Annotated in this window: 25 protein-coding genes; 7 read left to right on the forward strand and 18 right to left on the reverse strand. The window is 52.8% G+C overall.

The features are described 5' to 3' along the window. The first annotated feature begins 150 nt into the window (after positions 1 to 150). Positions 151 to 1530, forward strand: coding sequence for an NAD-dependent succinate-semialdehyde dehydrogenase (locus J1784_RS22645; RefSeq protein WP_217151061.1), 1380 nt, complete (start codon positions 151 to 153; stop codon positions 1528 to 1530). A gap of 150 nt (positions 1531 to 1680) precedes the next feature. Next, positions 1681 to 2802, forward strand: coding sequence for a ribosomal protein uL16 3-hydroxylase (locus J1784_RS22650; protein ID WP_217151062.1), 1122 nt, complete (start codon positions 1681 to 1683; stop codon positions 2800 to 2802). A gap of 64 nt (positions 2803 to 2866) precedes the next feature. On the opposite strand, the gene phnE (J1784_RS22655) is transcribed toward J1784_RS22650, so the two are convergent. The 4 genes from phnE (J1784_RS22655) to phnC all read right to left on the reverse strand — a co-directional run bounded on the left by phnE (J1784_RS22655) (position 2867) and on the right by phnC (position 6688). Beyond that, positions 2867 to 3790 carry a phosphonate ABC transporter, permease protein PhnE gene (gene phnE, locus J1784_RS22655; RefSeq protein WP_217151063.1) on the reverse strand — a complete coding sequence of 308 codons (924 nt, stop codon included), beginning with the start codon at positions 3788 to 3790 and terminating at the stop codon, positions 2867 to 2869. Next, entirely contained in the window at positions 3790 to 4653 is an 864-nt protein-coding gene (gene phnE, locus J1784_RS22660) for a phosphonate ABC transporter, permease protein PhnE (protein WP_120133730.1), read from the reverse strand. Before phnE (J1784_RS22660) ends, phnE (J1784_RS22655) begins: the two co-directional genes overlap by 1 nt. Before the next feature lie 162 nt (positions 4654 to 4815). After that, entirely contained in the window at positions 4816 to 5748 is a 933-nt protein-coding gene (gene phnD / locus J1784_RS22665) for a phosphonate ABC transporter substrate-binding protein (RefSeq protein WP_112291356.1), read from the reverse strand. Positions 5749 to 5854: 106 nt separating this feature from the next. Continuing rightward, positions 5855 to 6688, reverse strand: coding sequence for a phosphonate ABC transporter ATP-binding protein (phnC, locus tag J1784_RS22670; protein WP_217151064.1), 834 nt, complete (start codon positions 6686 to 6688; stop codon positions 5855 to 5857). Positions 6689 to 6894: 206 nt separating this feature from the next. On the opposite strand from phnC, the gene dld reads away from it, so the two are divergent. Continuing rightward, positions 6895 to 8586 (forward strand): D-lactate dehydrogenase, encoded by a 1692-nt coding sequence (dld, locus tag J1784_RS22675; protein WP_217151065.1) that lies wholly within the window; start codon positions 6895 to 6897, stop codon positions 8584 to 8586. A 139-nt stretch (positions 8587 to 8725) separates the two neighbouring features. On the opposite strand, the gene J1784_RS22680 is transcribed toward dld, so the two are convergent. From J1784_RS22680 to J1784_RS22700, 5 genes are all read right to left on the reverse strand, one after another. Next, positions 8726 to 9316, reverse strand: coding sequence for a Yip1 family protein (locus J1784_RS22680; RefSeq protein WP_120133666.1), 591 nt, complete (start codon positions 9314 to 9316; stop codon positions 8726 to 8728). A gap of 150 nt (positions 9317 to 9466) precedes the next feature. Then, entirely contained in the window at positions 9467 to 10132 is a 666-nt protein-coding gene (locus J1784_RS22685; protein WP_217151066.1) for a hypothetical protein, read from the reverse strand. A 220-nt stretch (positions 10133 to 10352) separates the two neighbouring features. Continuing rightward, on the reverse strand, positions 10353 to 11663 hold the full coding sequence (locus J1784_RS22690) for a c-type cytochrome (protein WP_217151067.1): 1311 nt from the start codon (positions 11661 to 11663) through the stop codon (positions 10353 to 10355). Between the two features lie 2 nt (positions 11664 to 11665). Then, the gene (locus J1784_RS22695) at positions 11666 to 13438 is read right to left on the reverse strand and encodes a GMC family oxidoreductase (protein WP_217151068.1); all 1773 of its coding nucleotides are present in this window, start codon (positions 13436 to 13438) and stop codon (positions 11666 to 11668) included. A 54-nt stretch (positions 13439 to 13492) separates the two neighbouring features. Then, entirely contained in the window at positions 13493 to 14212 is a 720-nt protein-coding gene (locus J1784_RS22700) for a gluconate 2-dehydrogenase subunit 3 family protein (protein WP_217151069.1), read from the reverse strand. Between the two features lie 265 nt (positions 14213 to 14477). On the opposite strand from J1784_RS22700, the gene J1784_RS22705 reads away from it, so the two are divergent. Continuing rightward, positions 14478 to 15107, forward strand: coding sequence for an aspartate/glutamate racemase family protein (locus tag J1784_RS22705; RefSeq protein ID WP_217151070.1), 630 nt, complete (start codon positions 14478 to 14480; stop codon positions 15105 to 15107). A 108-nt stretch (positions 15108 to 15215) separates the two neighbouring features. Next, positions 15216 to 15299, forward strand: a complete 84-nt coding sequence (locus J1784_RS27010) for a small membrane protein YohP (protein ID WP_019105993.1) — start codon at positions 15216 to 15218, stop codon at positions 15297 to 15299. A gap of 203 nt (positions 15300 to 15502) precedes the next feature. On the opposite strand, the gene pbpG is transcribed toward J1784_RS27010, so the two are convergent. From pbpG to J1784_RS22725, 4 genes are all read right to left on the reverse strand, one after another. Then, a complete protein-coding gene (gene pbpG / locus J1784_RS22710) occupies positions 15503 to 16441 on the reverse strand; it encodes a D-alanyl-D-alanine endopeptidase (RefSeq protein WP_167458038.1) in 939 nt (312 codons plus the stop codon). A 197-nt stretch (positions 16442 to 16638) separates the two neighbouring features. Then, entirely contained in the window at positions 16639 to 17064 is a 426-nt protein-coding gene (locus J1784_RS22715) for a VOC family protein (protein WP_217151071.1), read from the reverse strand. A gap of 52 nt (positions 17065 to 17116) precedes the next feature. Further along, positions 17117 to 18046, reverse strand: coding sequence for a tRNA dihydrouridine(16) synthase DusC (dusC, locus tag J1784_RS22720; protein ID WP_217151072.1), 930 nt, complete (start codon positions 18044 to 18046; stop codon positions 17117 to 17119). Positions 18047 to 18104: 58 nt separating this feature from the next. Further along, entirely contained in the window at positions 18105 to 19550 is a 1446-nt protein-coding gene (locus J1784_RS22725) for an MFS transporter (RefSeq protein WP_217151073.1), read from the reverse strand. A 120-nt stretch (positions 19551 to 19670) separates the two neighbouring features. Between J1784_RS22725 and J1784_RS22730 the strand changes: the two genes are divergently transcribed. Further along, positions 19671 to 20318, forward strand: a complete 648-nt coding sequence (locus tag J1784_RS22730; protein WP_217151074.1) for a helix-turn-helix transcriptional regulator — start codon at positions 19671 to 19673, stop codon at positions 20316 to 20318. Positions 20319 to 20390: 72 nt separating this feature from the next. Here J1784_RS22730 and rhlE read toward each other — a convergent pair whose 3' ends face one another. Continuing rightward, positions 20391 to 21800: an ATP-dependent RNA helicase RhlE gene (gene rhlE / locus J1784_RS22735; protein ID WP_217151075.1), complete on the reverse strand. Its 1410-nt coding sequence runs from the start codon at positions 21798 to 21800 to the stop codon at positions 20391 to 20393. Positions 21801 to 22178: 378 nt separating this feature from the next. Between rhlE and J1784_RS22740 the strand changes: the two genes are divergently transcribed. Next, positions 22179 to 23384 carry a multidrug efflux MFS transporter gene (locus tag J1784_RS22740; protein ID WP_338019939.1) on the forward strand — a complete coding sequence of 402 codons (1206 nt, stop codon included), beginning with the start codon at positions 22179 to 22181 and terminating at the stop codon, positions 23382 to 23384. Between the two features lie 698 nt (positions 23385 to 24082). On the opposite strand, the gene J1784_RS22745 is transcribed toward J1784_RS22740, so the two are convergent. The 4 genes from J1784_RS22745 to moaC all read right to left on the reverse strand — a co-directional run bounded on the left by J1784_RS22745 (position 24083) and on the right by moaC (position 26099). Then, on the reverse strand, positions 24083 to 24793 hold the full coding sequence (locus J1784_RS22745; protein ID WP_013576373.1) for a Bax inhibitor-1/YccA family protein: 711 nt from the start codon (positions 24791 to 24793) through the stop codon (positions 24083 to 24085). A gap of 118 nt (positions 24794 to 24911) precedes the next feature. Beyond that, positions 24912 to 25364, reverse strand: a complete 453-nt coding sequence (gene moaE / locus J1784_RS22750; RefSeq protein ID WP_217151076.1) for a molybdopterin synthase catalytic subunit MoaE — start codon at positions 25362 to 25364, stop codon at positions 24912 to 24914. A gap of 1 nt (position 25365) precedes the next feature. Then, on the reverse strand, positions 25366 to 25611 hold the full coding sequence (moaD, locus tag J1784_RS22755; RefSeq protein WP_217151077.1) for a molybdopterin synthase sulfur carrier subunit: 246 nt from the start codon (positions 25609 to 25611) through the stop codon (positions 25366 to 25368). Beyond that, a complete protein-coding gene (moaC, locus tag J1784_RS22760) occupies positions 25608 to 26099 on the reverse strand; it encodes a cyclic pyranopterin monophosphate synthase MoaC (protein WP_217151078.1) in 492 nt (163 codons plus the stop codon). The genes moaD and moaC overlap by 4 nt, the downstream gene beginning before the upstream one ends. Between the last annotated feature and the right edge of the window lie 2 nt (positions 26100 to 26101).

The raw sequence follows: 26101 nt of genomic DNA on the forward strand, positions 1-26101 counted from the left end.
GTTGTGTTGCACGGGGTGTCTGTGGGACAGAGGTCACGTTTTTTCGTCTATGCTTAGTGTTCTGTTGAGAAAGAACGCAGTAAGGCGAACGCACCTCAATTCCAACGTGCCGTTGTTTTCGACGACACGCCACAAAACAAGGAGCAACACATGCCATATCAAACGATAAATCCTTTCAATAACAAACTCATCAAAGAATATCAGACCCATAATGACCAACAGGTTGAGGAAGCGCTGTCCACAGCACATGCCCTGTATAAATCTGACTGGGCGCAAGGCGACATTAAACAACGCGTGAAAGTGTTGCATAAACTTTCAGACCTGATGGCTTCACGTGTAGATGAACTGGCAGAAGTGGTCAGTGTCGAGATGGGGAAACTCATCGGTCAGAGCCGTGGAGAAGTGCAGATTTGCGCCGATATTGCGAAATTCTATGCTGAAAAAGCGGAGGAATTTCTCAAACCTGTGCCGTATAAATCCGATCTCGGCGAAGCCTGGGTTGAGCATCATCCGATCGGGGTGATCATGGCCGTCGAACCGTGGAATTTCCCGTTCTATCAGCTGATGCGCGTGCTGGCACCCAATCTGGCTTCCGGTAACAGTGTTATCGTCAAACACGCCAGTATCGTTCCTCATTGTGCTGAAACCTTTGAGAAACTGGTTGCCGAAGCGGGCGCGCCAAAAGGGGCCTATACCAATCTGTTTATTTCACAGGATCAGGTGGCCTCAATCATTGATGACGACCGTGTTCAGGGGGTCGCGCTGACGGGCTCGGAAAAAGCCGGGGCCATTGTGGCTGCTCGTGCCGCAGGCAAGCTCAAGAAATCAACTCTTGAACTGGGCGGGAATGACGTATTTGCCGTTCTCGATGATGCCGATATTGATAAAGCAGCCAAAGCCGGTGCTCAGGCGCGTGTATCGAATGCCGGTCAGGTCTGTACCGCCGCCAAGCGTTTCATTATTCACGAGAAAGTGGCAGACGAATTCCTAAAAAAATTCACCGAGCACTTTAAGGCGCTGAAAATGGGCGATCCACTGGATAAATCCACCACCCTCGGACCGTTGTCGTCTGCCGATGCGGTGAAAACCCTGAGTAAACAGGTGGATGACGCGGTCAAACACGGTGCGAAATTGCACTTTGGTGGCAAAAAGGTCAGCGATAATCCGGGGAATTTCTTCGAGCCGACTATTCTGACGCACATTACCCGCGATAATCCGGCGTATTTTGAAGAGTTCTTCGGCCCGGTCGCGCAGGTGTATGTGGTCAAAAATGATGAGGAGCTGGTGAAACTCGCCAACGACTCCCATTACGGCCTTGGCGGTTCACTGTTCACCCGCGATTTAACCCGTGCACGTAAGCTGGCGAGCCAGATTGAAACCGGAATGGTGTACGTCAATTCGCCGACCGATACTGCAGCAGAACTGCCTTTCGGCGGTGTGAAACGCTCCGGTTTTGGTCGTGAACTGTCTGATTTAGGTATCAAGGAGTTTGTGAACCAGAAACTGGTGGTGCTGGCCGCTAAGTCATAAATCGGTTTTAATCCTCCCCGTAAAGGGGAGGATTTCCCCTTCACGTTGTTGCCCTTCCCCCTCATTTACCAAGCTTTGACCCACGACAAAGCGCTGTGCGTATTCCCCTCTCTATAATCAGGCCCGTTTGTCTTCCCACTGGTAAATCACATGGCGTATGAACTCAATCTGGACTGGCCGGAATTTTTAGAGAAATACTGGCAAAAAAAACCTGTTGTCATTAAAAAAGCGTTCTCCAATTTCGTCGATCCCATTTCTGCCGACGAGTTAGCCGGTCTGGCGATGGAGCCGGAAGTGGACAGCCGTCTGGTGAGCCATAAAAATGGGGAATGGCAGGCGAGCAACGGACCTTTCGAACATTTTGATGGGCTCGGCGAAACCGGCTGGTCATTGCTGGCGCAGGCCGTGAACCACTGGCATCTGCCCGCTGCGGAACTGGTGAAGCCTTTTCGCGTGTTACCGGACTGGCGTTTAGATGACCTGATGATTTCTTATTCCGTGCCCGGCGGCGGTGTCGGTCCGCACATCGACCAGTACGACGTGTTTATCATTCAGGGTATGGGCAGCCGCCGCTGGCGCGTGGGCGATGCCTTGCCGATGCGTCAGTTTTGCCCGCATCCGGCGTTACTGCATGTCGATCCTTTCACGCCAATCATTGATGAAGATCTTGAGCCGGGCGACATTCTGTATATTCCGCCAGGCTTCCCGCATGACGGTTTCACCCATGAAACGGCCCTCAACTATTCCGTCGGTTTCCGTGGCCCTAACTCGCGCGATTTTATCAGCAGTTTTGCTGACTACGCACTGGAAAACGATCTGGGTGGCAATCATTACAGCGATCCGGATTTAACGCTGCGTGACCACGTCGGGAAAGTTGAAGAGTATGAGCTGGAACGTGTGCGCCAGATGATGGTTGAAATGCTCAGCCAGCCGGAAGATTTCAAACAGTGGTTTGGTCGTTTCGCCACCACGCCACGCCATGAGCTGGATATCGCCCCGGCGGAACCACCTTATGAAGCGCAGGAAATTGTGGATGCACTGATGCAGGGTGAAAGCCTGACCCGTCTGACCGGATTGCGCGTGCTGAATGTCGGTGAACGTTTCTTTGTGAACAGTGAACCGCTGGAAACGGCTCAGCATCACGCGGCCGATGCACTGTGCCGTTATACGCTGATCGGTCACGAAGAACTGGGCAGCGCCTTGCAGGATCCTGAATTTGTTCTGGTATTAACGGATCTGGTGAATCAGGGTTACTGGTATTTCGACGAGTAACCTTTCATCGCTAAAATAGCAAAAGGCGGCGTCCCTGCGGATGCCGCCTTTTTAATGCGGTGAGTTACGGACGATAAAGCTCAACCGGCGGCTTCATTTTTCGCTCTTCCGGCTCAAACAAATCAATCTCTTCGCCATGAATATATTTGGCGCGCAACATCGCAGAGATCTTATCCATCGTCATCACAATCGCGACCAGAATAAGCGTGATAAACATCACCACATCCCAGTTCCATAAACGCATATTTTCCGCATACACCAGACCTATCCCGCCTGCCCCGACAAAGCCGAGAACAGCGGCCGAACGGGTATTCGATTCAATCTGATACAGCGACAGCGCAAGGAATGTCGGGAAGGATTGCGTGAAAATCCCGAAACGGTGAGTCTGTAACGGAGAAGCTCCCAGCGCCCGCAAACCACGGCTCGGCGAGCGTTCCACCGCCTCGTGCCCTTCGGCATACAGTTTGCCGAGCAGGCCCAAATCCTGCATCACAATCGCCAGCACACCGGCCAGCGGTCCCATACCGACGGCGCGGACAAAAATCAGTCCCCAGATTGCCATATCCAGCCCGCGCAACACGTCCAGAATACGGCGGATAACCATAGAAACAGGTCTGAGTACCGGCGTTGACATCACGTTGCGCGCCGCCAGAAAGGAAAGTGGCAGAGCAAGGAAAGACGCAGTAATCGTGCCCGCAAATACAATTGCCAGCGTGATCGCAATCTGCGTGAAGTAATACTTAAATGGCCATTCGGAAACGTTATGCCAGACAAACATGCGCAGGAAATACCGCCCGACTTCACGGGTGCCGCGCACTACTTCGCTCCACGGAATACCGAAATAACTGAAGAAATAAACGTAGTACAGCGTAATGACGACAGCCAGTATTGCGAGATAACGCAGATAACGGCGCTGCGCGGCAAACAAATGCCCGTGCTGCTGCTTCAGGCTGCTGACCACATGAGGTTCGAGCGCATCAGTTAACATCAGAAAGTGCCCTCCACGACGCGTTTGCGCAATTTACCGGATAGAAAATCCATCGCCGACACCACCAGAATAATCAGCAGTAAGGTCATGCTGACCTGGTCATAGCGGTCCAGTTTGATTGAGGTCATCAGTTCCTGCCCGATGCCTCCGGCCCCCACTAAACCGAGGATAGTGGACTGACGGAAGTTGATTTCAAGGCGCATAAAGCTGTAAGACAGGAAAATCGGTTTTACCTGCGGCCACATGGCGAAACGCATACGCTGCAAACGCCCTGCTCCGCAGGCTCTCAGGCCGCGCACCGGCTTATCGGATGCGGTTTCAATCGATTCATAGAAGAGTTTGGTCAGGCTGCCGACGGTGTGTAACGTCAGTGCGATAAAGCCCGGAATAGCGCCGACGCCAAAGGCCATGACGCACATCACCGCCCATGCCAGCTCAGGCATGGTGCGCAGGAAAGCGACAAAAGTACGAATGCTGAATTTCACCCATTTTGGTGAATCCGTATTGCCCGCGGCGAGAAACGCCAGAACGACGGCCAGCGCTGTCGATAATATCGTCGAGGATAATGCCAGCTGAATAGTTTCCCAAATCAGCGGCAACTGAATATTAAGACGATATCCCCAATATGCCAGTGAGCCTTCTGTATGACCGTCAGCAAATAACAATGACCAGTGTAATACCGGTACCGTCTGACCAATATAATCAAAGAAGCTAGGCGCGGAGACAATAATCGTTTTTAAATTAAGCTCGGAAACATTGCCTGACCACAGATATAACAACAGCATCAGCCCTGACCAGATCAGTGCCTCACGTTTTTGTTTTCCGCGGATCTGCTGATAATAACGATTGAAGTCTTTATTCAAAATAATATTTCCGGTTTGCAGATAATAATCATTCCTCACCCTGCGAAGGGCAAGGACAGGTAGGGATATTACAAACAACACTCACGGTAAAAACTTTCTCTTAATGAATTGCCATTAATACCCCACCCCAACCCTCCCCTTCGCAGGGGAGGGAGTAAAGGGTTAGCGACCGCCTTTCGTCAGCTCACGCTTCATATCAATAATCTGCTGATATTCTGCCAGGGACGTTTCGCCGATATGTTGTTTACCGCCCACGGCTTTAACGAAGCAGGCGTGATCTTCTTTATCCAGTTTCTTGATGGCAGAAACCAGTTTGGCTTTGAAGGCTGGTGGCAGATCGCTGCGCACTAAAATCGGGCCGTTAGGGATCAGCGGAGATTCCCAGATGATACGGATTTTCTTCATCAGATCCGGATGGTCCATGCGGATCATGCGGTTGAATGCGCCGGAGGTATAACCGGTTTCACGGTCGCCGATCATTGATGCCCAGGTCACTGCGCCTTCGAACTGACCGTTCAGTACGCCAAGAATATCCTGCTCATGGCCGCCCGAGAAGGTCACGCTTGAGAAGAAATTGTTGTATTTGTTGTCAGTGGTGCCGCCAAATTCTTTCTTGAAAGTCTGGTTCGGGATCAGATAGCCGGAAGTGGAATCCGGATCGGCGAAGCCGAATGATTTGCCTTTCAGATCAGACAGCTTCTGGTAAGGACTGTCGGCTTTAACAACAACAACGGAGTGATAACCGCGTGATTTATCGGTATCGTCGATAACAATACCGACCAGATCTACGGCTTTCGGGTTATTAATATAAACGGAGGCGAAAGACGAAGGTGACATGCTTAATACCATGTCCACTTTCTTACCTAACAAGCCCTGAATAACACCTGAGTAATCGGATGAATTACGCAGTTTGGTATCCACATTTAATTCTTTATCGAAGAAATCTTTAACACACTGATTATCGCCGATTTGCTGAGTCGCATTCTGGCCGCCCAGAATACCTAAATTCAATTCCTTAGGAGCATCTTCTGCCATGCTGTGCATCGCGGTAAAAGAACCTGCTACGAAGACTGCCAGACGTAATAACTTCTTCATGTTAATGATGACCTTGTGTAGATTGAGAGAAAATAGAAATAAGCACTGCCAAGAGTTTTAATAGCCGTATATTGCGGCCGTTATTTGTTACTGCATTCTGAGAATGTTATTCATGCGATTCGTGATCTTCGCCATAGAGCTGATGCAGGATCCCTTCGGTTAACTGGTCCGGATGGCCATCGAAAATAATCTGCCCTTTCGCAATGCCAATAACGCGGGTGCAATAGTCTTTCACCAGTTCAACCGAATGCAGGTTGACCATAACGGCGATATTTTCTTCACTGACTTTTTTCAACGCATTCATAATGCGCAGCGTATTTTTTGGATCCAGCGACGCAACAGGCTCATCAGCCAGCAGAATTTTCGGGTTCTGCATCAGAGCACGGCAAATCGCCACACGCTGCATCTGGCCACCGGAAAGATTTTCAGCACGCTGCAGCGCATGCGGCAACATATGCAGCCACTCGAGCAGTGAAATCGCGCGGGCGCGGTCTTCGTCATCAAACTGGTTGAAGAAAGATTTGAACGTTGAGGTATGGCTCAGGCGGCCCAGCAGTACGTTCGTCAGCACATCAAGACGGGGAACAAGACAAAAATCCTGGAAAATCATTCCGCAACCAGAGCGCCAGCGGCGCAGCGATTTGCCCGTCAGACCGGCCAGTTGTTGCTGTTCTCCGTTTTCGTAATGACACACCACGCTGCCTTCAGTAAGCGGAATGGTGCCGTTCAGGACATGCAGCAAAGTCGATTTTCCTGCGCCGGAACGGCCAATCACCGCCACGAACTCGCCCGCGTGTAGATCGAAATTGATGTCATTCAGGACGCGCTGGCCTGATTTATAGGATTTCACCAGGCCTTTCACGTCCAGAACTTTGTTCAAATGCTGTGGCCCGGCCTGAGGATATTCAGCCTGTGCCAGCTTAAGTTGAGCTTGCGCCATGATGCTGTCTCTCGGTTGCTTTCATAATCTGGCGTTCATTAAGCGCGAGTTTTATGACACATCAATGACGATTAAATGGACAGCGCATGACAAAAATGCAACAGATTAAGTGAAATTACCTAACGGATATCCCGAATGGGGTTTAACTTAACACGTATCATTTAAGTCTATGATTAGCAGGCAACGCATTTAAAAAGGAAGATGAAATGGATAATCAGTCACTCATCGCCACGCTCAAAGAGATTGCTGGCAGCCGCCATGTACTGACCGGCGACAGCAACACCGAGCGCTACCGCAAAGGGTTTCGTTCGGGCGGCGGCAAAGCACTGGCGGTGGTTTTCCCGCAGACGCTGCTGCAACAATGGCAGTTGCTCAAAGCCTGTATTGACGCCGATAAAATTGTCATCATGCAGGCCGCCAATACCGGCCTGACAGAAGGCTCAACACCAAGCGGCGATGATTATGACCGTGATATCGTCATTTTCAGCACCCTTAAACTTGATCAAATCCAGTTGCTCGACGGCGGCCATCAGGTCATCGGCTTTCCCGGAAGTACTCTCTATAAGCTGGAAAAAATTCTCAAACCTTATAACCGCGAACCTCACTCGGTGATTGGCTCATCGTGCATTGGTGCATCTGTTGTCGGCGGGATTTGCAATAATTCCGGCGGTTCACTGGTGAAACGCGGCCCGGCATATACCGAAATGGCGCTTTATGCGCAGATCGACGCGCAGGGTGAATTACGTCTGATAAATCATCTTGGGATCAATCTTGGCGAAACGCCGGAAGAAATCCTGACACGTCTGGAAAAAGCGGATTATCTGGAGACTGATATTCTGCACGATCAGCGTCTGGCATCTGATCATGATTACGCTGCGCGGGTGCGTGAAGTGGATGCTGATACGCCTTCGCGTTTTAATGCCGATGAGCGGCGTCTGTTTGAAGCCTCGGGTTGTGCGGGCAAGCTGGCCGTTTTTGCTGTACGACTAGATACTTTCCCGGCTGAAACTCAGCAGCAGGTATTTTACATCGGCACCAATGACACGGCGGTGCTGACCGAATTACGCCGTCAGATCCTGCGTGATTTTACGAACCTGCCGGTGGCCGGTGAATACATGCATCGGGACATTTTCGATATTACTGAAATCTACGGCAAAGACACTTTCATGATGATCGATAAGCTTGGCACCGACAAAATGCCGGACATGTTTACTGCCAAAGGCAAGTTCGATGCGCACATCAGTAAGGTTCCTTTCCTGCCGAAAAACTTCAGTGACCGTGTTATGCAGTGTCTGAGCAAAGCCCTGCCGAATCACCTTCCACCACGCATGAAGCAGTACCGCGACCGGTTCGAACATCATCTGCTGCTGAAAATGTCCGGCCCTGGTATAGAAGAAGCCAGAACTTTCCTGACAAGGTTCTTCAGTGATGGTCAGGGGGATTTCTTTATCTGCTCGGCTGACGAAGGTAAGAAAGCTTTCCTGCACCGCTTCGCCGCTGCCGGTGCTGCCGTTCGTTATCACGCAGTACATGAAAAAGAGGTGGAAGATATTCTGGCGCTGGATATCGCACTACGACGTAATGACCGCGACTGGTTCGAAACACTGCCGGAAGACATCGACAATCAGCTGGTGGCAAAACTGTATTACGGCCATTTCATGTGCCACGTGTTCCATCAGGATTACATTGTCAAAAAAGGTGCAAACAGTCAGGCTCTGAAACACCGGATGCTGGAACTTCTGGATGCCAAAGGCGCCGAATATCCGGCCGAGCACAACGTCGGCCATTTGTATCTCGCGAAACCGCATTTGAAAGAATTCTACCGACAGGCCGACCCGACCAACAGCTTTAATCCGGGCATTGGGAAAACCAGTAAGATGAAAAACTGGCAGGAATAATGTCTTTCAAAAGAGGAATGGTGTAGTCGGCGCAGGCAGTTTGTTCCCGGACAGCGCGGAGGACCCGGAGCGTACATAAAGTACGTGAGGAGTCCGAGCACTGCCCGGGGGCAAAATGGCAAGTAAGATAGCCATTAAGTTAAAATAACTGTGTTCCGTAACCCCACATAATCACCGTCAGAGCCAGAAGTAGCTCTAATACCAGAACCCCCATTGCCAGCGTTGAACTGGAGAACAGGAACCCTTCGCGACGGTCGATATTCAGGAAGTTAGGAATACCGAGATACAACAAATATCCGCTGTAACACAGCCCGATGATACCGACAAACAGGCATAACCAGACCATCGGATAAAGCGCAACGAGACCGCTGAGGAACATCGGAGTAGCAACGTAACCGGCAAACACGATGCAACTGTTGAGTGTCGGGCGGCTGTCATAACGACGTGCCATCCAGTAGATTATGCGCCCCATCAGTGCGACAGCGGCGAGCATCAGAACATAGAATATAACGGCGATATATGACGCGGTGAACATGGAAACCATCAGCTTCTGACCGTCACCGAAGTTCCAGCCCAACTGTGTTGTACCGATAAACGAACAGACAACCGGGATCAACGCCATCAAAAGAACATGGTGGGAATAGACATGTGAAACGGTTTCCCGCTCACGCTGGATTTGCTGCAGTTCAGGACCAGGATGGGACATCAGTCCCCAGACATGATTTGCCATGAAACACCCCCTTGTACGCCGAAAGCCGCCAGCGGCGTGCAGTGATAGACCTTCGGAAATGCCCGTCACACCAAGGCACAAGGAAGGTGGCGACCTGTCTATATTATAGTCGTTATTGCCAGTTTTGCTGCTGCGACCGACTCATCCAAATCAACGATTGACCGCAGCAGGCTGCCTCTGATGGATAAAGCGCGCGGCTGTAAATGTTGCACCTACCAGTACCAGCATCATGCTGATAATCCAGCGAGTCTGTGTGATCATAAGCCCGTAAAACATTGTCTGCATCGACGTTATTGAAGCTTCGATCTTCTCAAAGCGCTCATCCATACGCACAAACTGCTTATCTACCTTTTCAAACTGCTTATCTACCTGTTCAAACTGTTTATCGACCCTTTCAAACTGCTTATCCACTTGTTCAAACTGTTGATCGATCCGTACAAAATGATCGTCAATTCTCAGCAGATGCCCGTCGATGCGGGAGATGCTCTGTTCGGTTTTTCCTACACGCACACCGATATCTGTCACTGCATCAGTGAGCGTGACCATTTGATACTCCAGTTTGCCGACCCGGAGATTAGTTTCGGTGACGACTTCGGTCAGATGCGTGACCTGCTGTTCCACCTTCCCTACCCGCAGATTCAATCCGGCAATCTCCTCACCGTTTTTGATCCCTTGTTTTTCTATACTGTTGATCTGATTTTGCATGAGCTTTTCCATGAGCAATTTTCCTTTGTGTTCTTCCGGCCATGCGGGAGCGCCGGGAAAATAGAGCATCGGATTGACGGGCGAGATTTCCATTGTGCTGAGCTGAAACATGTCTGTTGTCCCTCACATGAGCTTTCCCTGTTTAGAGATTCTTAATCTGCGGTGAGTTTGCGCTGTATAAATAACCATATCAAATCAATTTCCTTCTCGATTCACATGCTGCTACTTATGTATCTATGCTTCGAAAACTTACATTTAGATGATGAATAAAACCAACAAAAAGAGCCTCTTACGAGGCCCTTTAAATTTAAACGCTTACGTTATTCTTCGTTTACTGCGGTGCGGGATTATGCAACGCCGATGCGCCCTGCTGAGATTTACGGGCTTTGGTCACGTCATCTTTACTGACCACCGGAGCCTGATTTCCCCATGCATTTCGGATGTATGTACTGACATCCGCCATCTGCTGATCGGTCAGCTTCCAGCCAAATTCCGGCATATCCGCGCTGGTCGGATTGCTGGCTGTTGCCGCACCCTGCCCGCCGTTCATCAGCACGTGCAAAATGTTAGTCGGCCCGGTGGCCTGAACGCCATTATTGCCTTTCAGCGCGGGTATCATATTACGTACACCTTCACCAGAATTCTGGTGGCAGGCGGCGCAGTTATCGGCGTAGAGTGCTTTTCCGTTAGCCATCGCAGAATTTACCGCTAAAGGCGCGGACTCATCTTTACTGCCCGGCAAACTTTTCAGGTAGACCGCTATGGCATGCAGGTCAGCATCTGACAGGTGTTGCAGTGAATTCGTCACAGCTTCTGCCATCGGACCGGCGGCCACGGTACGTGAGTTAGCCCCTGTTTTCAGGTACTGCACCACTTCGTCATTACTCCAGTCACCGATGCCCTGACGGGTATTTCCGGTGATTTCTGGTGCAAACCAGCCCTGCAATTCTCCGCCCTGCAAATGCACGCCAAAGTTATCGCCGCCCAGCGGGTTTTTAGCGGTATGACAGGAGGTGCAATGCCCCAGACCTTCTACCAGATACGCGCCGCGATTCCATTCTGCCGACTGCGACGGATCCGCTTTAAACGGTGCCGTATCCAGGAACAGCAGGTTCCATCCGAACATCATCAGACGGATGTTGTACGGGAACGGAAGATCCGTTTTCGGACCGTCGTAATGCACGGCCGGCACGGTATTCAGGTAGGCTTTGATGTCTTTCAGATCCTGATCACTGACCTTCGCATAGACGTTATAAGGCATCGCCGGATACAGATTCTCGCCATTAATTCCTTTGCCGTTGCGCACTGCATTAATGAACTGCTTGTCGGTCCAGCCACCAATCCCGGTCTCTTTATCCGGCGTGATATTGGTAGCGTAAATCGTACCGAAAGGCGTGTTCAGCCCGTAGCCTCCCGCAAAAGGTTTACCGCCGCCGGGCGCGGTGTGACAGGCCACGCAGTCCCCGGCCAGCGCCAGATATTTGCCACGCTCAATGGCGGTTTTGCCGCTCATGGTTGCCGCCGCTGGTGCCTGAAAATCGCCTGACTGGCTGGCGTTATGCCAGGTTTTAAATCCGACAAAGCCCAGCCCGCCGATGACCACCACGCCCGCGATAATTACTAATGTCTTTTTCACGCTCATGCTTAAGCCCTCACCAGCGGACCAGGAGATTTCAGATACTGGGTTTTGATGGCTTCGGCAGCCCACAGGGTCAGCGCGCCAACGGTTCCGGTCGGGTTATATCCGCCATTATTGGCAAAGGCAGAAGCACCGCACACAAAGACGTTATGCACATCCCAGCTTTGCAGATAACGGTTTACCGCGCTGGTTTTCGGGTCATCACCCATGCAGGCGCCACCGGTGGTGTGCGAGGAAAGGTTATCCATCGGAGAGAACGGTTTTGTCGTCGGCTCCTGACGCACCACGGTTTTTGCCCCCATTGCATGCGCAATTTCTACCGAACGGTCGGCCATAAATTTCGCTGAACGTTTATCGTTTTCGATCCAGTCGAAGGTCACACGCAACAGTGGCTGGCCGTGGCGGTCTTTATATTCGGGATCCAAATCGAGGAAAACATCACGATGCGGGTAGCTGTTGCCCATGCAATAGATGTTGTTGTAGTTCTGGTAGCTGTGTTTGACGGCTTTCTTCCAGTCAGCGCCCCATCGCGGAGTGCCCGGCGGCACGTTATTGGAATAGCCAATCGGACGACCATTAGTGGAATGCACCAGTGCCACACCGCCGCCGATAAAATCGTGGTGGGTATGATCGAAATTATCGCCGTTGAAATCATCAATCGCCTGCGACAGCGCACCGGCACCGATGAACGGATTCATCATTTCATCTTCAAAGAAGAAGCCTGCACCGGAGACGGTCTGATAGGCATAGTTACGCCCGACCACACCTTCACCGGTTTTATGGTCGTAAGGCTTGCCGATGCCGGAAAGCAGCATCAGACGCACGTTGTCCATCTGGTAAGCAGAAATCACCACAATATCCGCCGGTTGTTCCCACACCACGCCGTCGCTGCCGATAAACGTCACGCCGGTCGCAGTTTTACCGTCCGCCGCTTTATTCACGCGCAGCACTTCAGATTCGGTGATCACCGTGAAATTAGGGCGTTGCATGACCGCGGGCAAAATACAGGCGTTCGGGCTGCTTTTTGACCAGTTACCACAGCCGAAGAATTCGCAATAACCGCAATAAGTACACGGCGCCATATTCACGCCCAGCGGGTTGGTATATGCGCCGGAGGTGTTGCCCGCAGGCACGGCAAACGGGTGATAACCCATCTCGCGGGTGGCTTTATCGAAAATCATCGACAGCTGGGTGCGTTTGAGTGGCGGCAGCGGATAATCGCGGCTTCGCGGACCTTCGAAGACGTTGCCGCCTTCAATTTTTTCGCCCTTAATATTGCCTGCTTTACCGGACGTTCCGGCATAGCGTTCGAATTTGTCGTAGAACGGCTCGACGTCATCAAAGGTCACGCCCCAGTCCTGAACCTGCATGCCTTCGAGGAATTTGTTCTTACCGTAGCGCTCAACCGTCTGGCTGTAGCTCTGGAAATCGTACGGCAGAAAGCGCCAGGTCATGCCATTCCAGTGCGTGCCTGCGCCGCCGACGTTCATCCCAAACTGATAAGTGTTGAATTCGCGCAGCGGTAACGCCTGCTGGATCGGATTATTACGGAACGTCAGGGTTTCCACCGCCGTTGGCTGCATGATCGCGCGACGGCTAACGAAACGCAGTTCGTCGGTATCAATGGTGGTCGGGAAATCGTTGCTGGTATCGCGCCATGAACCCCGTTCAATCGCCACCACATTCAGCCCTGCCAGCGTCAGCTCGTTCGCCATCAGCGACCCCGCCCAACCGAGGCCGACGATGACCGCATCAACCTTTTCACGTTTATTACTCATACGACATTTACTCCTGCAAAAATCAATTCAATCAGTGACCGTCCGTTGCCGGTTTTATGATTTTTCGTATTGGGACAGCATGCTGACAGGCTCGATATGTAAGTCTTCACCACGGCGGTCGATGACATCACGGAAGTCATAACGCGCACCGGGGAAACCGAGCATTTTCCAGCTCGCCATATCTTTGTTGCCGCCATATAAAGGGTCCGAGAAGAAACCTTCGCGCATGTTCTGCACCAGCATGTTGAAGAACAGCGGGCCGTTAACCCCCGCTAATGGGATCTCGCCCGATTCCACGCCGCGCAGTAAATCGTCCTGCTGTACGCCGGTCAGCTGGGTGAAGGTTTTCCCGCCGTTGCGCGCTTTCGCGACGTTATTCAGCGCCGTCAGTCCGAGTTTGTAGCGTTCGGCTGGCGTGTCTTTGTATTGCGGACCGGCCTGCGGCAGCCCGTCCTGAATTACCGGCCCGAGACGGTAGGTGGTCACCGCTTTGCCGTAATCACCGCTTAGCTGTCTGTCCAGAAACACTGCGCAACCGGCTTCTTTGCCGCCGATACTCAGCTCATCCGCCGGAATAATCCGGTCGGCCAGGGTTTCAACCAGACTGACTTCATCAGGCGTGAAGAATGTCCAGTCACCGGCGACCACCGGCTTTGGGGGACGAACCGAATGGATAATCCACGGCATACCGCCGGAGAAAATTTTGGCTTTAACCTTCAGCGCGGTGCTGAATAACAGCACTGCCATTGAGGTCAGAAAATGTCTGCGCTTCACGATATAGCTCCTGTTGAAGGGGTCTGACGGGGAGGTACCCACATCGGTGGTGGGCATTTATTTTGTGACGGAGATTATACGAAGATGTTAGGCGAAAGTAAGATATTTTGTACCAACTGGTACATACTTTATTTGTGTTAAATCAAGGTATTATTTATTTGGTAGTGAGTTAGCACACTAACTAACACATTTTTACAGGCGAATAAGCCTGCACAACGTTTAAAAAATCATTAACGTAGAGGCTGGAATTTCTCAGGAGAATGAAATGCGCATCACCTGTTTACACACGGCGGACAGCAATATTGCGGTATTTGAAAACGCAGCGCGGGAGCTCGGGCTAAATCAGCATCAGTTTGTGCATGTGTCCCGGCCTGATTTACTCGCCGCTGCCGAAAAAGCGGGCGGACTGACGGCGGATATTCGTCAGCAAACCGCTGATGTCCTGCTGGCTTTGAGTGAAGATGCCGACTGCGTTTTACTGACCTGCTCGACGCTGGGTTCAGCCGCAACGCTTGCCGCGGAAACAGCCGCGGTGCCGGTTTTGCGGGTCGATCAGGCGCTGGCAGAACAGGCCATGAAAACAGCCGGAAACGTGGTCGCACTGTGTGCGGTTGAAACGACGCTGGAGCCGACGCGTCACTTGTTCGCGCAAGTGGAAAAACATCCGCAGGCACTGCTTGAAATGCATCTGGTGGCGGGCGCATGGGACAAGTTTAAACAGGGAGATCTGGCGGGATATTTACAAACCATCGCAGCGGCGGCTGATGCGCAATATTTGAATGGCGCGGCGTGTGTGGTGCTGGCTCAGGCTTCAATGACCGGCGCGGCACAGCTGACACAAATGGGTAAACCGCTCACCAGCCCCGAATGTGGATTGCGCGCAGCACTGGCCTGAAAACGGCGGGCAGAAAGCAAAAATGCAGGCAGAGGCTATACTGATAAGGAATATCATTGGCTTAGCCGCACCGCCGATGACGACTGAAGATTGTGTTAAGGAGATAACATGAAAATTATTCTGTGGATCATCGCCATCATCTTTATCGTCGGCTTACTGACCCTCACAGGGGTGTTTAAACTGATTTTCTGATGACGACTTTCTGCCCTGCAAAACAAAAAGTCCGGCACTCTGGCCGGACTTTTTCATTTATCAGCGATTGCTGAAATATCCAAAATAATTCGGATTGCAATATGGCGGCAAGCGAACGAATCCCGATGAGCTGACATTTAGTCAGTGATTCGGGTGAGTGAACGCAGCCAACGCCATTGCGGTCCGAAGTATGCAGGATATTTTTAGTCGTCGGCTTCTTCGACGGATGGCTGTGTCTTCTGCTGCTCTTTCTGCTTACGATAGTTCTTCGCAATTTGCGGAACGGGCACGGTTTTACCGGTTTCCATCCAGGTGCGCAGACGGTTGGCATCCGCAAAGGCAGTAAATTTACCGAAGGCATCCATCACGACCAGTGTCACCGGTTTGCCGTTGATGGTGGTACGCATGGCCAGACAATGCCCTGCATCATCGGTATAACCGGTCTTGGTCAGCTGAATGCTCCAGGACGGGTTCATGATCAGATGATTGGTATTACGGAACGGAAGCGCGTACGCCGGATGGCTGAACACCGCGGTTTTTTCCGCTGTGGTGCTCAGCTGGCCGATCAGCGGATAACGCTGGGAAGCCAGCAGCAGACGCGTTAAATCGCGCGCGGTGGACACGTTATGCGGCGACAAACCGGTGGGTTCCACATAATGCGTATGGGTCATTCCCAGCGATTTCGCTTTGGCATTCATGGCCTTAATAAATGCTGAATAGCCGCCAGGATAATGCGCCGCGAGGCTGGCCGCCGCACGGTTTTCTGAAGACATCAGCGCCAGCTGAATCATCTGACGACGCGTAATTTCGCTGTTGAGTTTGACGCGGGAGAAAACGCCGCGCATTTCAGGCGTATTGCTGATATCGACATTGATCACTTCGTCGAGTGGCAGATTCGCATCCAGCGTGACCATTGCGGTCATGAGTTTTGTCAGGGAGGCAATCGGCCTCACCTCATCAGGATTTCGGGAATAAATTACTTCGTGGCTTTTCAGATCCACCACCATGGCGCTGCCGGAAGCAATTTGAACAATCGGGGCGACAGCCTGCTCTTGCTTTGCAGCGAAGGCGGCAGGTGCAGACAACATGCCTGTATTTAAGGCTAATAAGCTCAGAACCAGAAGACGGATTTTCACATGCATTGCTCTGTATTTAGAAAGTTGTCATTGAGTTATGTCGAAACAGCGGGCGGAATTATATGTGACGCGAATAGTCTTAGCACCCGCAATTTTCAATTCTATTTGTCACAAAGTCTGTCACCAGCGCCCGCAAACCGTGGAACGGCGAGTAAGTGAACACTTGCGTAAGATTGCACTGAATTCCGTCTACTGGCTAAAACTTACTGGTTGTCGATCAGATAGCCAATTTCCTGACCGAAGGATAATTCCAGCGTATTGCCGTCCGGGTCATCAAGAAATGCCCAGTAGCCCACCGGCGCGCCTGAATCAGTCGGTTCCTGACGTAAAACGCCTGCGGCACGTGCTTCGGCCAGTTTGGCATCCATCGCTGCTTTTGACGCACAGGCGACGCCGAGATGGCCAAAAGGGCCGAGTTTGGTGTCGGTGTTTTCAGGGTCTTCGGCGAGAACGATGGCGAAATGGCGGGTCATGTCGCTCAGCCAGGCGACCGGACGGGCAGTGCTGCCCTTTACTCCGCGACGATGAATGACTTTCATGTCGGCGAATTGTTGATAGAAAGCGATGCTGGCATCCAGGTCTTTAACAGCGAATGCGATGTGGGTCAGGCCGATATCTTTGTTTTCCATGATGCTTCTCCATTTTTTAAGCGTTATCGCGTGGAGAAGTCATGGAGCAAGATCACCGGTTGATGCGTTCAGCAATCTCCTTCGACGTCTTCAGCACACGAACTTCAGTAAATAATTCTGTCGCTTCTTCGTACTCTTTACGCAGATAGCTCAGCCACTGTTTGATACGCGCAACGTGATACAAACCGGTATCGCCCTGCTTTTCCAGACGGGTGTATTTCTGCAACAACGTCATCACGTCCGGCCACGGCATACGCGGCTCGTTGTACTTCACCACGCGACTGAGATTCGGGATATTCAGCGCACCGCGACCCAGCATTACCGCATCACAGCCTGTGGTCTGCAGACAGGCCTGACCGCTTTCGTAGTCCCAGATTTCGCCGTTAGCGATCACCGGAATACTCAGCCGCTGGCGGATTTCGCCAATCGCCGCCCAGTTAATGCGCTCCGCCTTATAACCGTCTTCTTTGGTACGCCCGTGAACGGTCAGTTCCGTAGCACCGGCCTGCTGCACCGCATCGGCAATTTCAAAACTGCGCGCGAGGGAATCCCAACCGAGACGCACTTTCACCGTCACCGGCAGATGCGCAGGTACTGCCGCACGCATCGCTTTCGCGCCCTGATAAATCAGTTCTGGATCTTTAAGTAACGTGGCACCCCCGCCGCTGCCGTTGACCATTTTCGACGGGCAACCGCAGTTGAGATCCACGCCGTATGAGCCGAGCTCGACAGCGAAAGCGGCATTTTCAGCCAGCCATTGCGGATATTGTCCGAGCAGCTGTACGCGCACGCGGGTGCCGGAAGGCGTACGGCTTTCGTGATGTAATTCGGGGCACAGACGATGGAAAACTTTGGCGGGCAGCAGCTGATCGACCACACGCACAAACTCAGTGATGCACAAATCGTAGTCGTTCACTTCAGTGAGAAGTTCACGAACCAGAGGATCAAGCACACCTTCCATTGGAGCCAGTAATACGCGCATCGCAATTCAACCTTTAAAAATGACGCGCAAGATTACCGCATGCCCCGCCGCCGGGCAATTACCCCTGTGACAAATCGCGGCGCAGTTGTTCAGGTGCACTGCCGCTGGCCTGCCGGGCTTTTACAGAACGCCAGGCAATCCACACGGCCAGAAACGCCGGTATCGCAAACAGCAGGAACATCCAGAATGCCGCGTTGGCCGCGCCGGTATCGCCCTGACTTACGCCCGCGAAGTTAGCGACGGTGCCCGCCAGTGCCGCGCCGAGCGCTGAAGCAAAGGACTGAACAACGGTTATCGATGCCCCGGCTTTTTCGCGATCGTCTTCCGGTGCCTGTTGCAGCACGCGGGTGAGAAGATGTGGCCAGCCGAGACCGATACCAAAACCGGCCAGCGTCAGCCCGAGCACCACGCCACTGATATTCAGCCACGGCAGACCAAACGCCACGGGTACGGTAAAGAGCAGTAAAAGCAAACCGGCAGCCAGTATCACCGGCCCGCACACAATCGCGTTGTCGGCACGGCGACCTGTCCAGCCGGAGCTCGCCACTTCACTTAATGTCCAGCCCGCTGCCGCTGCCGCAGTTATGTAACCGGCCGCCAGCGGAGCCTGGCCATGTAAATGTTGCAGCATATAAGGCACAAACAGCTCGCAGCCCAGACCGATAATCAGCAGGCTCATCACCAGATACAGGCCGTAAAGCGGAGAAGAACGGCGCAACGCATTGCGCGGCAGCAGCCGGACATCAGCGGTAAATTCACGATGACGCAAAATCAAAATCATCACCACCGCAATCACGAATCCGAGCAGGTTAATCAGCCCTTCGGACGACAAACTCCCGGCAGAAACCACCAGAACCGCGCCGGTCAGCAGCGCCAGCTGCATCAGCGGTAACGGCTCATCGGCCTGTTTCTCCCGCTGCGCTTTCGGTAAAATCCGCCATACCCACAGCCCGAACAATGAGGTGACCGGCAGCAGCAAACCAAACGCCCAGCGCCAGGCGTGCAGTTCAGCAAAAATGCCGCCTACCGCCGGGCCAATCAGCGTTGCAATCCCCCACATGGCAGAAATCAGCGCCATGGCGCGCGGCCAGAGGGATTCTTTAAACAAGAGGTTGATCATCGCGTAGGAAAGCGCGAACAGGAATCCGCCGCCGAGCCCCTGAAGTGCCCTGCCCAGCAACAGCACCGGCATATTCGGCGCCGCGGTACAAATCGCCGCTCCGGCGATGAAAATCCCGGTGGCCATCAGATAGCTGCCGCGCGGTCCGGCAGTACGCATCAGACGAGCGGAAAGCGCCGAACCCAGAATGGAACACACGACATACAGCGTGGTGTTCCACGCATACCACGCCAGCCCGCCGATATCCTGCACGACCGAGGGCAAAATGGTGATCACGATATAGCTGTTGGTGGCGTAAAGCGCGACACCTGCACTCAGGGTGATGGCGCTCCCGCGGTTTTCTGCGCTGAATAAATCCGCCCAACCGTTCTGACTTCCCGACATTTCTCTGCATCCCTTTGGTTTATGCTTTCCACGCATTGAAGCGCGTTATGGTTATGGTATGATTAAAACAAGAAATAACTTGGAATATGTTTTACGTAATCTAGAACCCGCCGAGGTAATATGTCAAGCAGCGACTTGGAAAATAAAAATGACGTCCGACAAAGCGTGGCAGAACGCCTGCTGCGGCTTCTGAAAACGCGCGGGGAATTACAGGCCAGTGATGCCGGACATCTGCTGGGAACCACCGGCGAAGCCGCACGACAGCAGTTTGTGAAGCTGGCGAAAGAAGGTCTGGTGGAAGCCAAAGCCGTTTCGCAAGGCGTTGGCCGCCCTTCGCAGTACTGGCAGCTGACCGCTGCGGGCCATGCGCGATTCCCCGATGCGCACGCCGATCTCACCGTACAACTTTTGCAGCTGATCCGCACCTCTCTGGGCGATTCGGCGCTGGACAATCTCATCACCTCGCGGGAAAAAATCACGCAGGAAAACTACCGTCTGGCGATGCGCGGTGCGGTATCGATGGAAGAAAAATTGCAAAGGCTGACGGATATCCGTACCCGCGAAGGTTATATGGCGGACTGGACATTACAGGAAGACGGCAGTTATCTGTTCGTCGAAAATCACTGCCCGATTTGTGCCGCAGCCACCACCTGTCAGGGATTTTGCCGGGCGGAGCGCGATATATTCAGCGATGTGCTGAACGCGGACGTGAAACGCACGGAGCATATTTTGCAGGGCGCACGCCGTTGTGCTTATGTGATCAGGTAATCTATCTACCCGATCTGAAGACGAAAAAAAACCGCCGGTGAAGGCGGTTTGATTGCAGAACAGTGATAACAATTACTTGTTGCCGCTGCCTGCATTGCCGGTGCGACGCTGGCCTGCATGAGCAGGACGCGAACGTGCCGGACGGTTTTCTGCAGAACCACGGTTTTCTGAACCGCGATTTTCAGAGGTGCCGCTGCGCTGACCGTTTCCGGCCTGACGCGGAGCGCCGGAACGTGGAGCACCTGAACGTGGTGCGCCCGGACGCTGGCCCTGACGTGGTGCGCCACGACCGCCGCCGCCGCTGCCCTGACGACCATTAATGATCGGCTCAGCTTTGATGCTCGGGTCCGGCTCGTAACCTTCCAGCGCGATGCGCGGAATTTCACGTTTCAGCAGACGTTCGATATCACGCAGCAGTTTGTGTTCGTCAACGCACACCAGAGAAATCGCTTCACCGGTGGCTTCCGCACGACCGGTACGGCCGATACGGTGAACGTAATCTTCCGGTACGTTTGGCAGCTCATAGTTCACCACGTGCGGCAACTGGTCGATATCCAGACCACGCGCAGCGATGTCAGTTGCGACCAGAACACGGATGGAACCGGCTTTGAAATCAGCCAGTGCACGGGTACGCGCGCCCTGACTTTTGTTGCCGTGAATAGCGGCGGCAGTGATGCCGTCTTTATTCAGTTGCTCAGCCAGATGGTTTGCACCGTGTTTGGTACGGTTGAAGACCAGAACCTGTTTCCAGTCGCCTTCGCCAATCATCTGAGACAGCAATTCTCTTTTACGTTTCTTATCAACAAAGTGAACGCTTTGTTCAATTTGCGCAGAAGCGGTGTTGCGACGCGCCACTTCGACAGAAGCAGGGTTAGTCAGCAACTTGCTCGCCAGACCTTTAATCTCATCAGAGAAAGTCGCGGAGAACAGCAGGTTCTGGCGCTTGGCAGGCAGTTTCGCCAGCACGCGACGGATGTCGTGAATGAAGCCCATGTCCAGCATGCGGTCAGCTTCGTCCAGCACCAGGATTTCAACCTGAGATAAATCAACAGCACGCTGATGTTCCAGATCCAGCAAACGACCAGGCGTTGCGATCAGCACATCCACACCACCGCGCAGTTTCAACATCTGCGGGTTGATGCTCACACCACCAAATACCACCAGCGAACGCAGGGTCAGGTATTTGCTGTAAGCCTGTACGTTTTCACCAATCTGCGCCGCCAGCTCACGGGTTGGGGTCAGGATCAGCGCACGAACCGGGCGACGTCCTTTGAATTGCGCGTTGGTATGGCTGAGCATATTGAGCAGCGGCAGGGTAAAACCAGCGGTTTTACCGGTACCGGTCTGCGCACTCGCCATCAGGTCACGACCTTCAAGCACGACAGGAATAGCCTGACGCTGAATAGGCGTAGGTTCGCGATAGCCCTGTTCTTCAACAGCACGCAAAATTTCGGCACTTAAGCCGAGGGAATCAAATGACATATAAGGAAAAGCTCCAGTCCACTCTAACCCGAACGGGGTTCGGTGCAGTTTCAAGAGTGGATGATCAGACGAGGCAAATGAGGCATTACCACGAGGATTCGGCACAAACTGCAGTGCGCCAGTTGAGGCGATTCTATCATAAAACGCCGCAGTGCGTGAACTTATCTCCTCCGTCCCTGTAACGGGCGGTTACAGAGACTGGCTTCGCTGGCGTTTTCCGGCGGCATAATCTGTCGAGATAATCCCAAATGTTGACACAGGATAATCAATTATAAACCTGATCAATATGTTCCCACTTTTTGCTCCCCGCTATATGGATTCGCTTGCTATGCTTTCGGCAGCCCCCTCTTCTTATCCATAAGGCCACACCGCTGCAACATGGAAACCTGGAAACTAAATTTAATCTCCGTCTGGCTCGGCTGTTTTTTTACCGGCATGGCGATGAGTCAGATCCTGCCTTTTTTACCGCTTTATATCGAACAACTGGGTGTGACGTCTCACCAATCTCTGAGCCTGTGGTCAGGGCTGGTATTCAGCGGCACATTCCTGGTTTCCGCCATTGTGGCACCGCTCTGGGGCAGCCTCGCTGACCGCAAAGGTCGTAAACTGATGTTGTTACGTGCGGCGCTGGGGATGGCGATCGTCATGATGTTGCAGGGTTTTGCTACTAACGTCTGGCAGCTTTTCATTTTGCGCACGCTGATGGGCCTGACGTCAGGCTATATTCCCAATGCGATGGCACTGGTAGCCTCACAGGTGCCGCGTGATAAAAGCGGCTGGGCGCTGGGTACGTTATCCACTGGTCAGGTATCTGGCGTCATCATCGGCCCGCTGCTTGGCGGTTTTATGGCCGACCACCTCGGCCTGCGCACAGTATTTTTCGTCACCAGCGGGATGTTGTTTATCAGCTTCCTGATCACATTATTCCTGATCAAAGAGCGCGTAGTACCGGTCACCAAAGCCAACCGCCTGAGCGGGAAAGCGGTATTCACGACACTTCCTTATCCCTGGCTTATCGTCAGCCTGTTCGTCACCACCATGATGATTCAGCTGGCGAATGGTTCCATCAGCCCGATCCTGACGCTTTTTATCCGCGAGCTTTCTCCCGACACCAGCAACATCGCCTTTATCAGCGGCGTGATTGCCGCCGTACCGGGCGTTTCCGCGCTGATGGCCGCCCCGAAACTCGGTAAGCTCGGCGACCGTATTGGCGCACACCGCATTCTTATCGCCGCGCTGGTGTTTTGCTTTATCCTGTTCTGCCTGATGGCGCTGATTAATACCCCTACCCAGCTGGGTATTCTGCGTTTCATGCTCGGTTTCGGCGATGGGGCGCTGATGCCTGCGGTACAGGCGTTGCTGGTGAAATACAGCAGCGACCAGGTCACTGGCCGGATATTTGGTTATAACCAGTCGTTTATGTATCTCGGGAATGTCGTCGGCCCGCTGATTGGCTCAAGCGCCTCGGCCGTGCTGGGCTTCCGGTGGGTGTTTATCGTCACCGCGATACTGGTGTTGTTTAACACCGTTCAGGTTTGGTGGAGTTTCCGGCAGGTGCCGACGGGAAGAGTGCGGATACCGTAAGCCACGGTAGCCAGGGCTGTCATGGCCATTTGAAAATGGCGGAAACTTTTTGACTTAAAAATTGATCGAGAAAATTTCGGTTTCTCAATGACGTCGTTCATTTAACTTGCTGCGCCGAAACCGACCAGAGGGGAAAGGCTTTTCCCCTCTGAACTCCCCTCGCTTTTTTACTGCGCGCTATCGCAGACTCGATGGACATATCCTCTCGCATCACCGGGTGGCGCAAAATGTCATCGCTGCGCGATTCCCTCATTTCAGGCTTCGAGCCCTACGTCTCGAACCATTCATTCGGTGCCATTTTTGATCACGCCAATCCACTTTTCTAAAGATGATAAACAGTCTGCCTTTGAATTTAAGATCGTGCGGGCGATTCAGAAATCTTGCTGAACAGAGCGGCTTCGAGACCTTTGGCTCGAAGACCGAGAGAAGGGACCGCGCAGCGGCAAGATTTCCAGCCTGTCTCTGCGGCAACTGAAACATAGCCAGCGAGCGGTAGCGGGCAGTTCAAGACGTGGAGATTCCAAAGAGGGCTCGTCATAGCCCTCTTTGGTCGGTTTCGGCACAGTGAGTTATGCGATCAACGCACGTGAGAAACCGAAACTTTCTCAATCCTTTTTTAAAAGCCGCCCATTGCCGCGGCTCCGGCATAAAAAAGGGACACTTCTCAGTGTCCCTTTTCAGTTTGCAATCAAAAACCGTTACCGGCGGTTGCCGAAAATCCGCAACAGCATCAGGAACAGGTTGATGAAATCAAGATACAACGTCAGTGCGCCAACAATGGAGTATTTGCGGAAATTATCGCGGTCATCCGCAGACAACTGCGCACCCATGTTTTTCAGCTTCTGCGTGTCATACGCGGTCAGACCGACGAAGATCAGCACTCCGGCGTACGAAATGATGTTCGCGAGGCCAGAGCTTTTCAACCACATGTTGACCAGCGACGCCAGCACCAGGCCGATCAGCGCCATGAACAACATACTGCCGATGCCGGTCAGGTCGCGCTTGGTCACATAACCGTACACACTCATCGCGCCAAACATACCGGCGGCGACAATGAAGGTGCCGAAAATGGAATCACCGGTGTAGACCAGGAAAATGCTGGAAAGCGTCAGGCCGGTCAGCGCGGAATACAACATGAACAGGCCGGTTGCGACGGTGCCGCTCAGACGGTTCACCATGCCGGAAATCACGAAGACCAGCGCCAGTTGCGCGATGATCAACCCGAAGAAAGTAATCTGGCTAGAGAAAACAAAACTCATGATTTTCTCAGAGCCGGAAGCGTACCAGGCTACAAAAGCGGTCAGCAGCAAACCACAGAACATCCAGCCATACACTTGCGCCATGTACGCCTGAATGCCGGTATTCGCGCGTTCGACAATTGAACCATTACTGCGTGGATATCGATCCATGATGATTACCCTTTTGCATGGAGGACGAAAAATGAGGCCAAAACAGCCTCCCGATTTTTAAAGCGTATCACAGATAGAGAGAAAAGCATGGGAGGTCTGCGTGCGGTTGAGCCGCTATTTACCAGCGAGCCGCTGCTTGTTTATCGCTGTCACGGGCATCAACCCAGCGGTCGCCCTCTTCTGTGGCTTCACGTTTCCAGAACGGCGCGCGGGTTTTCAGGTGATCCATAATGAATTCATTGGCTTCGAACGCCATGCCGCGATGCGCACTGGTCACGCCGACAAACACTATTTCATCGCCCGGATACATCGGTCCGACGCGGTGATAAACCGACACACGTTGCAGCGGCCAGCGGGTGCGGGCTTCGGCGACAATTTCCGCCAGCGCTTTCTCGGTCATGCCAGGATAGTGTTCCAGCGTTAACGCGCTGACGTGATTTCCCAGATTGTGATTACGCACTTTGCCGGTAAATGTGACGACTGCACCGTCGGCGTCAGATTGCGCCAGCCAGTTGTATTCATCACCGACGTTGAACGGGGCGGCATCAACAACAATTTTCGTCTGATCCATCTCAGCCTCCGGTGACCGGTGGGAAGAACGCCACTTCATCGCCGGCAGTCAGCGGATGCGCCATCGTGGTCAGCGTCTGATTAACCGCCACCAGCAATTTGCCTGATTCCAGCGCCAGCGCCCAGCGGTCGCCACGTGCGGTCAGAGCGATGCGTAATGCGTCCACCGTCGGAAATTCCGCCGGAAGTTGCAGACTTGCGGTGCCGGTGAGTTCACGTACCTGCGCGAAGAATAAAATGTCGATCATACTTCCACCTTACCTTCTACTTTAAAGTCCCCGGATTTGCCGCCGGTTTTTTCCAGCAGACGGACAGGGCCGATCACCATATCTTTCTGAACCGCTTTACACATGTCGTAAATGGTCAGCGCTGCAACGGAGGCCGCCGTCAGCGCTTCCATTTCCACGCCGGTCTTACCACTCAGACGGCAGCACGATTCGATGCGCACGCGGTTATGTTCCGGCTGAGCTTCGAGATTCACTTCCACTTTGGTCAGCAACAGCGGATGACAAAGCGGGATCAGATCCCAGGTCTTTTTCGCGGCCTGAATTCCGGCGATACGCGCCGTTGCAAACACATCACCTTTGTGGTGATTGCCGTTGATAATCATCGCCAGCGTGTCAGCGGCCATTTCGACAAAGGCTTCGGCACGGGCTTCGCGGACGGTTTCGGCTTTACCGGAGACGTCCACCATGTGAGCGTCGCCGCAAGCATTAATATGAGTAAGTTCAGACATAC

The organism is Rahnella ecdela (assembly GCF_019049625.1).
Classification (GTDB): Bacteria; Pseudomonadota; Gammaproteobacteria; order Enterobacterales; family Enterobacteriaceae; genus Rahnella; species Rahnella ecdela.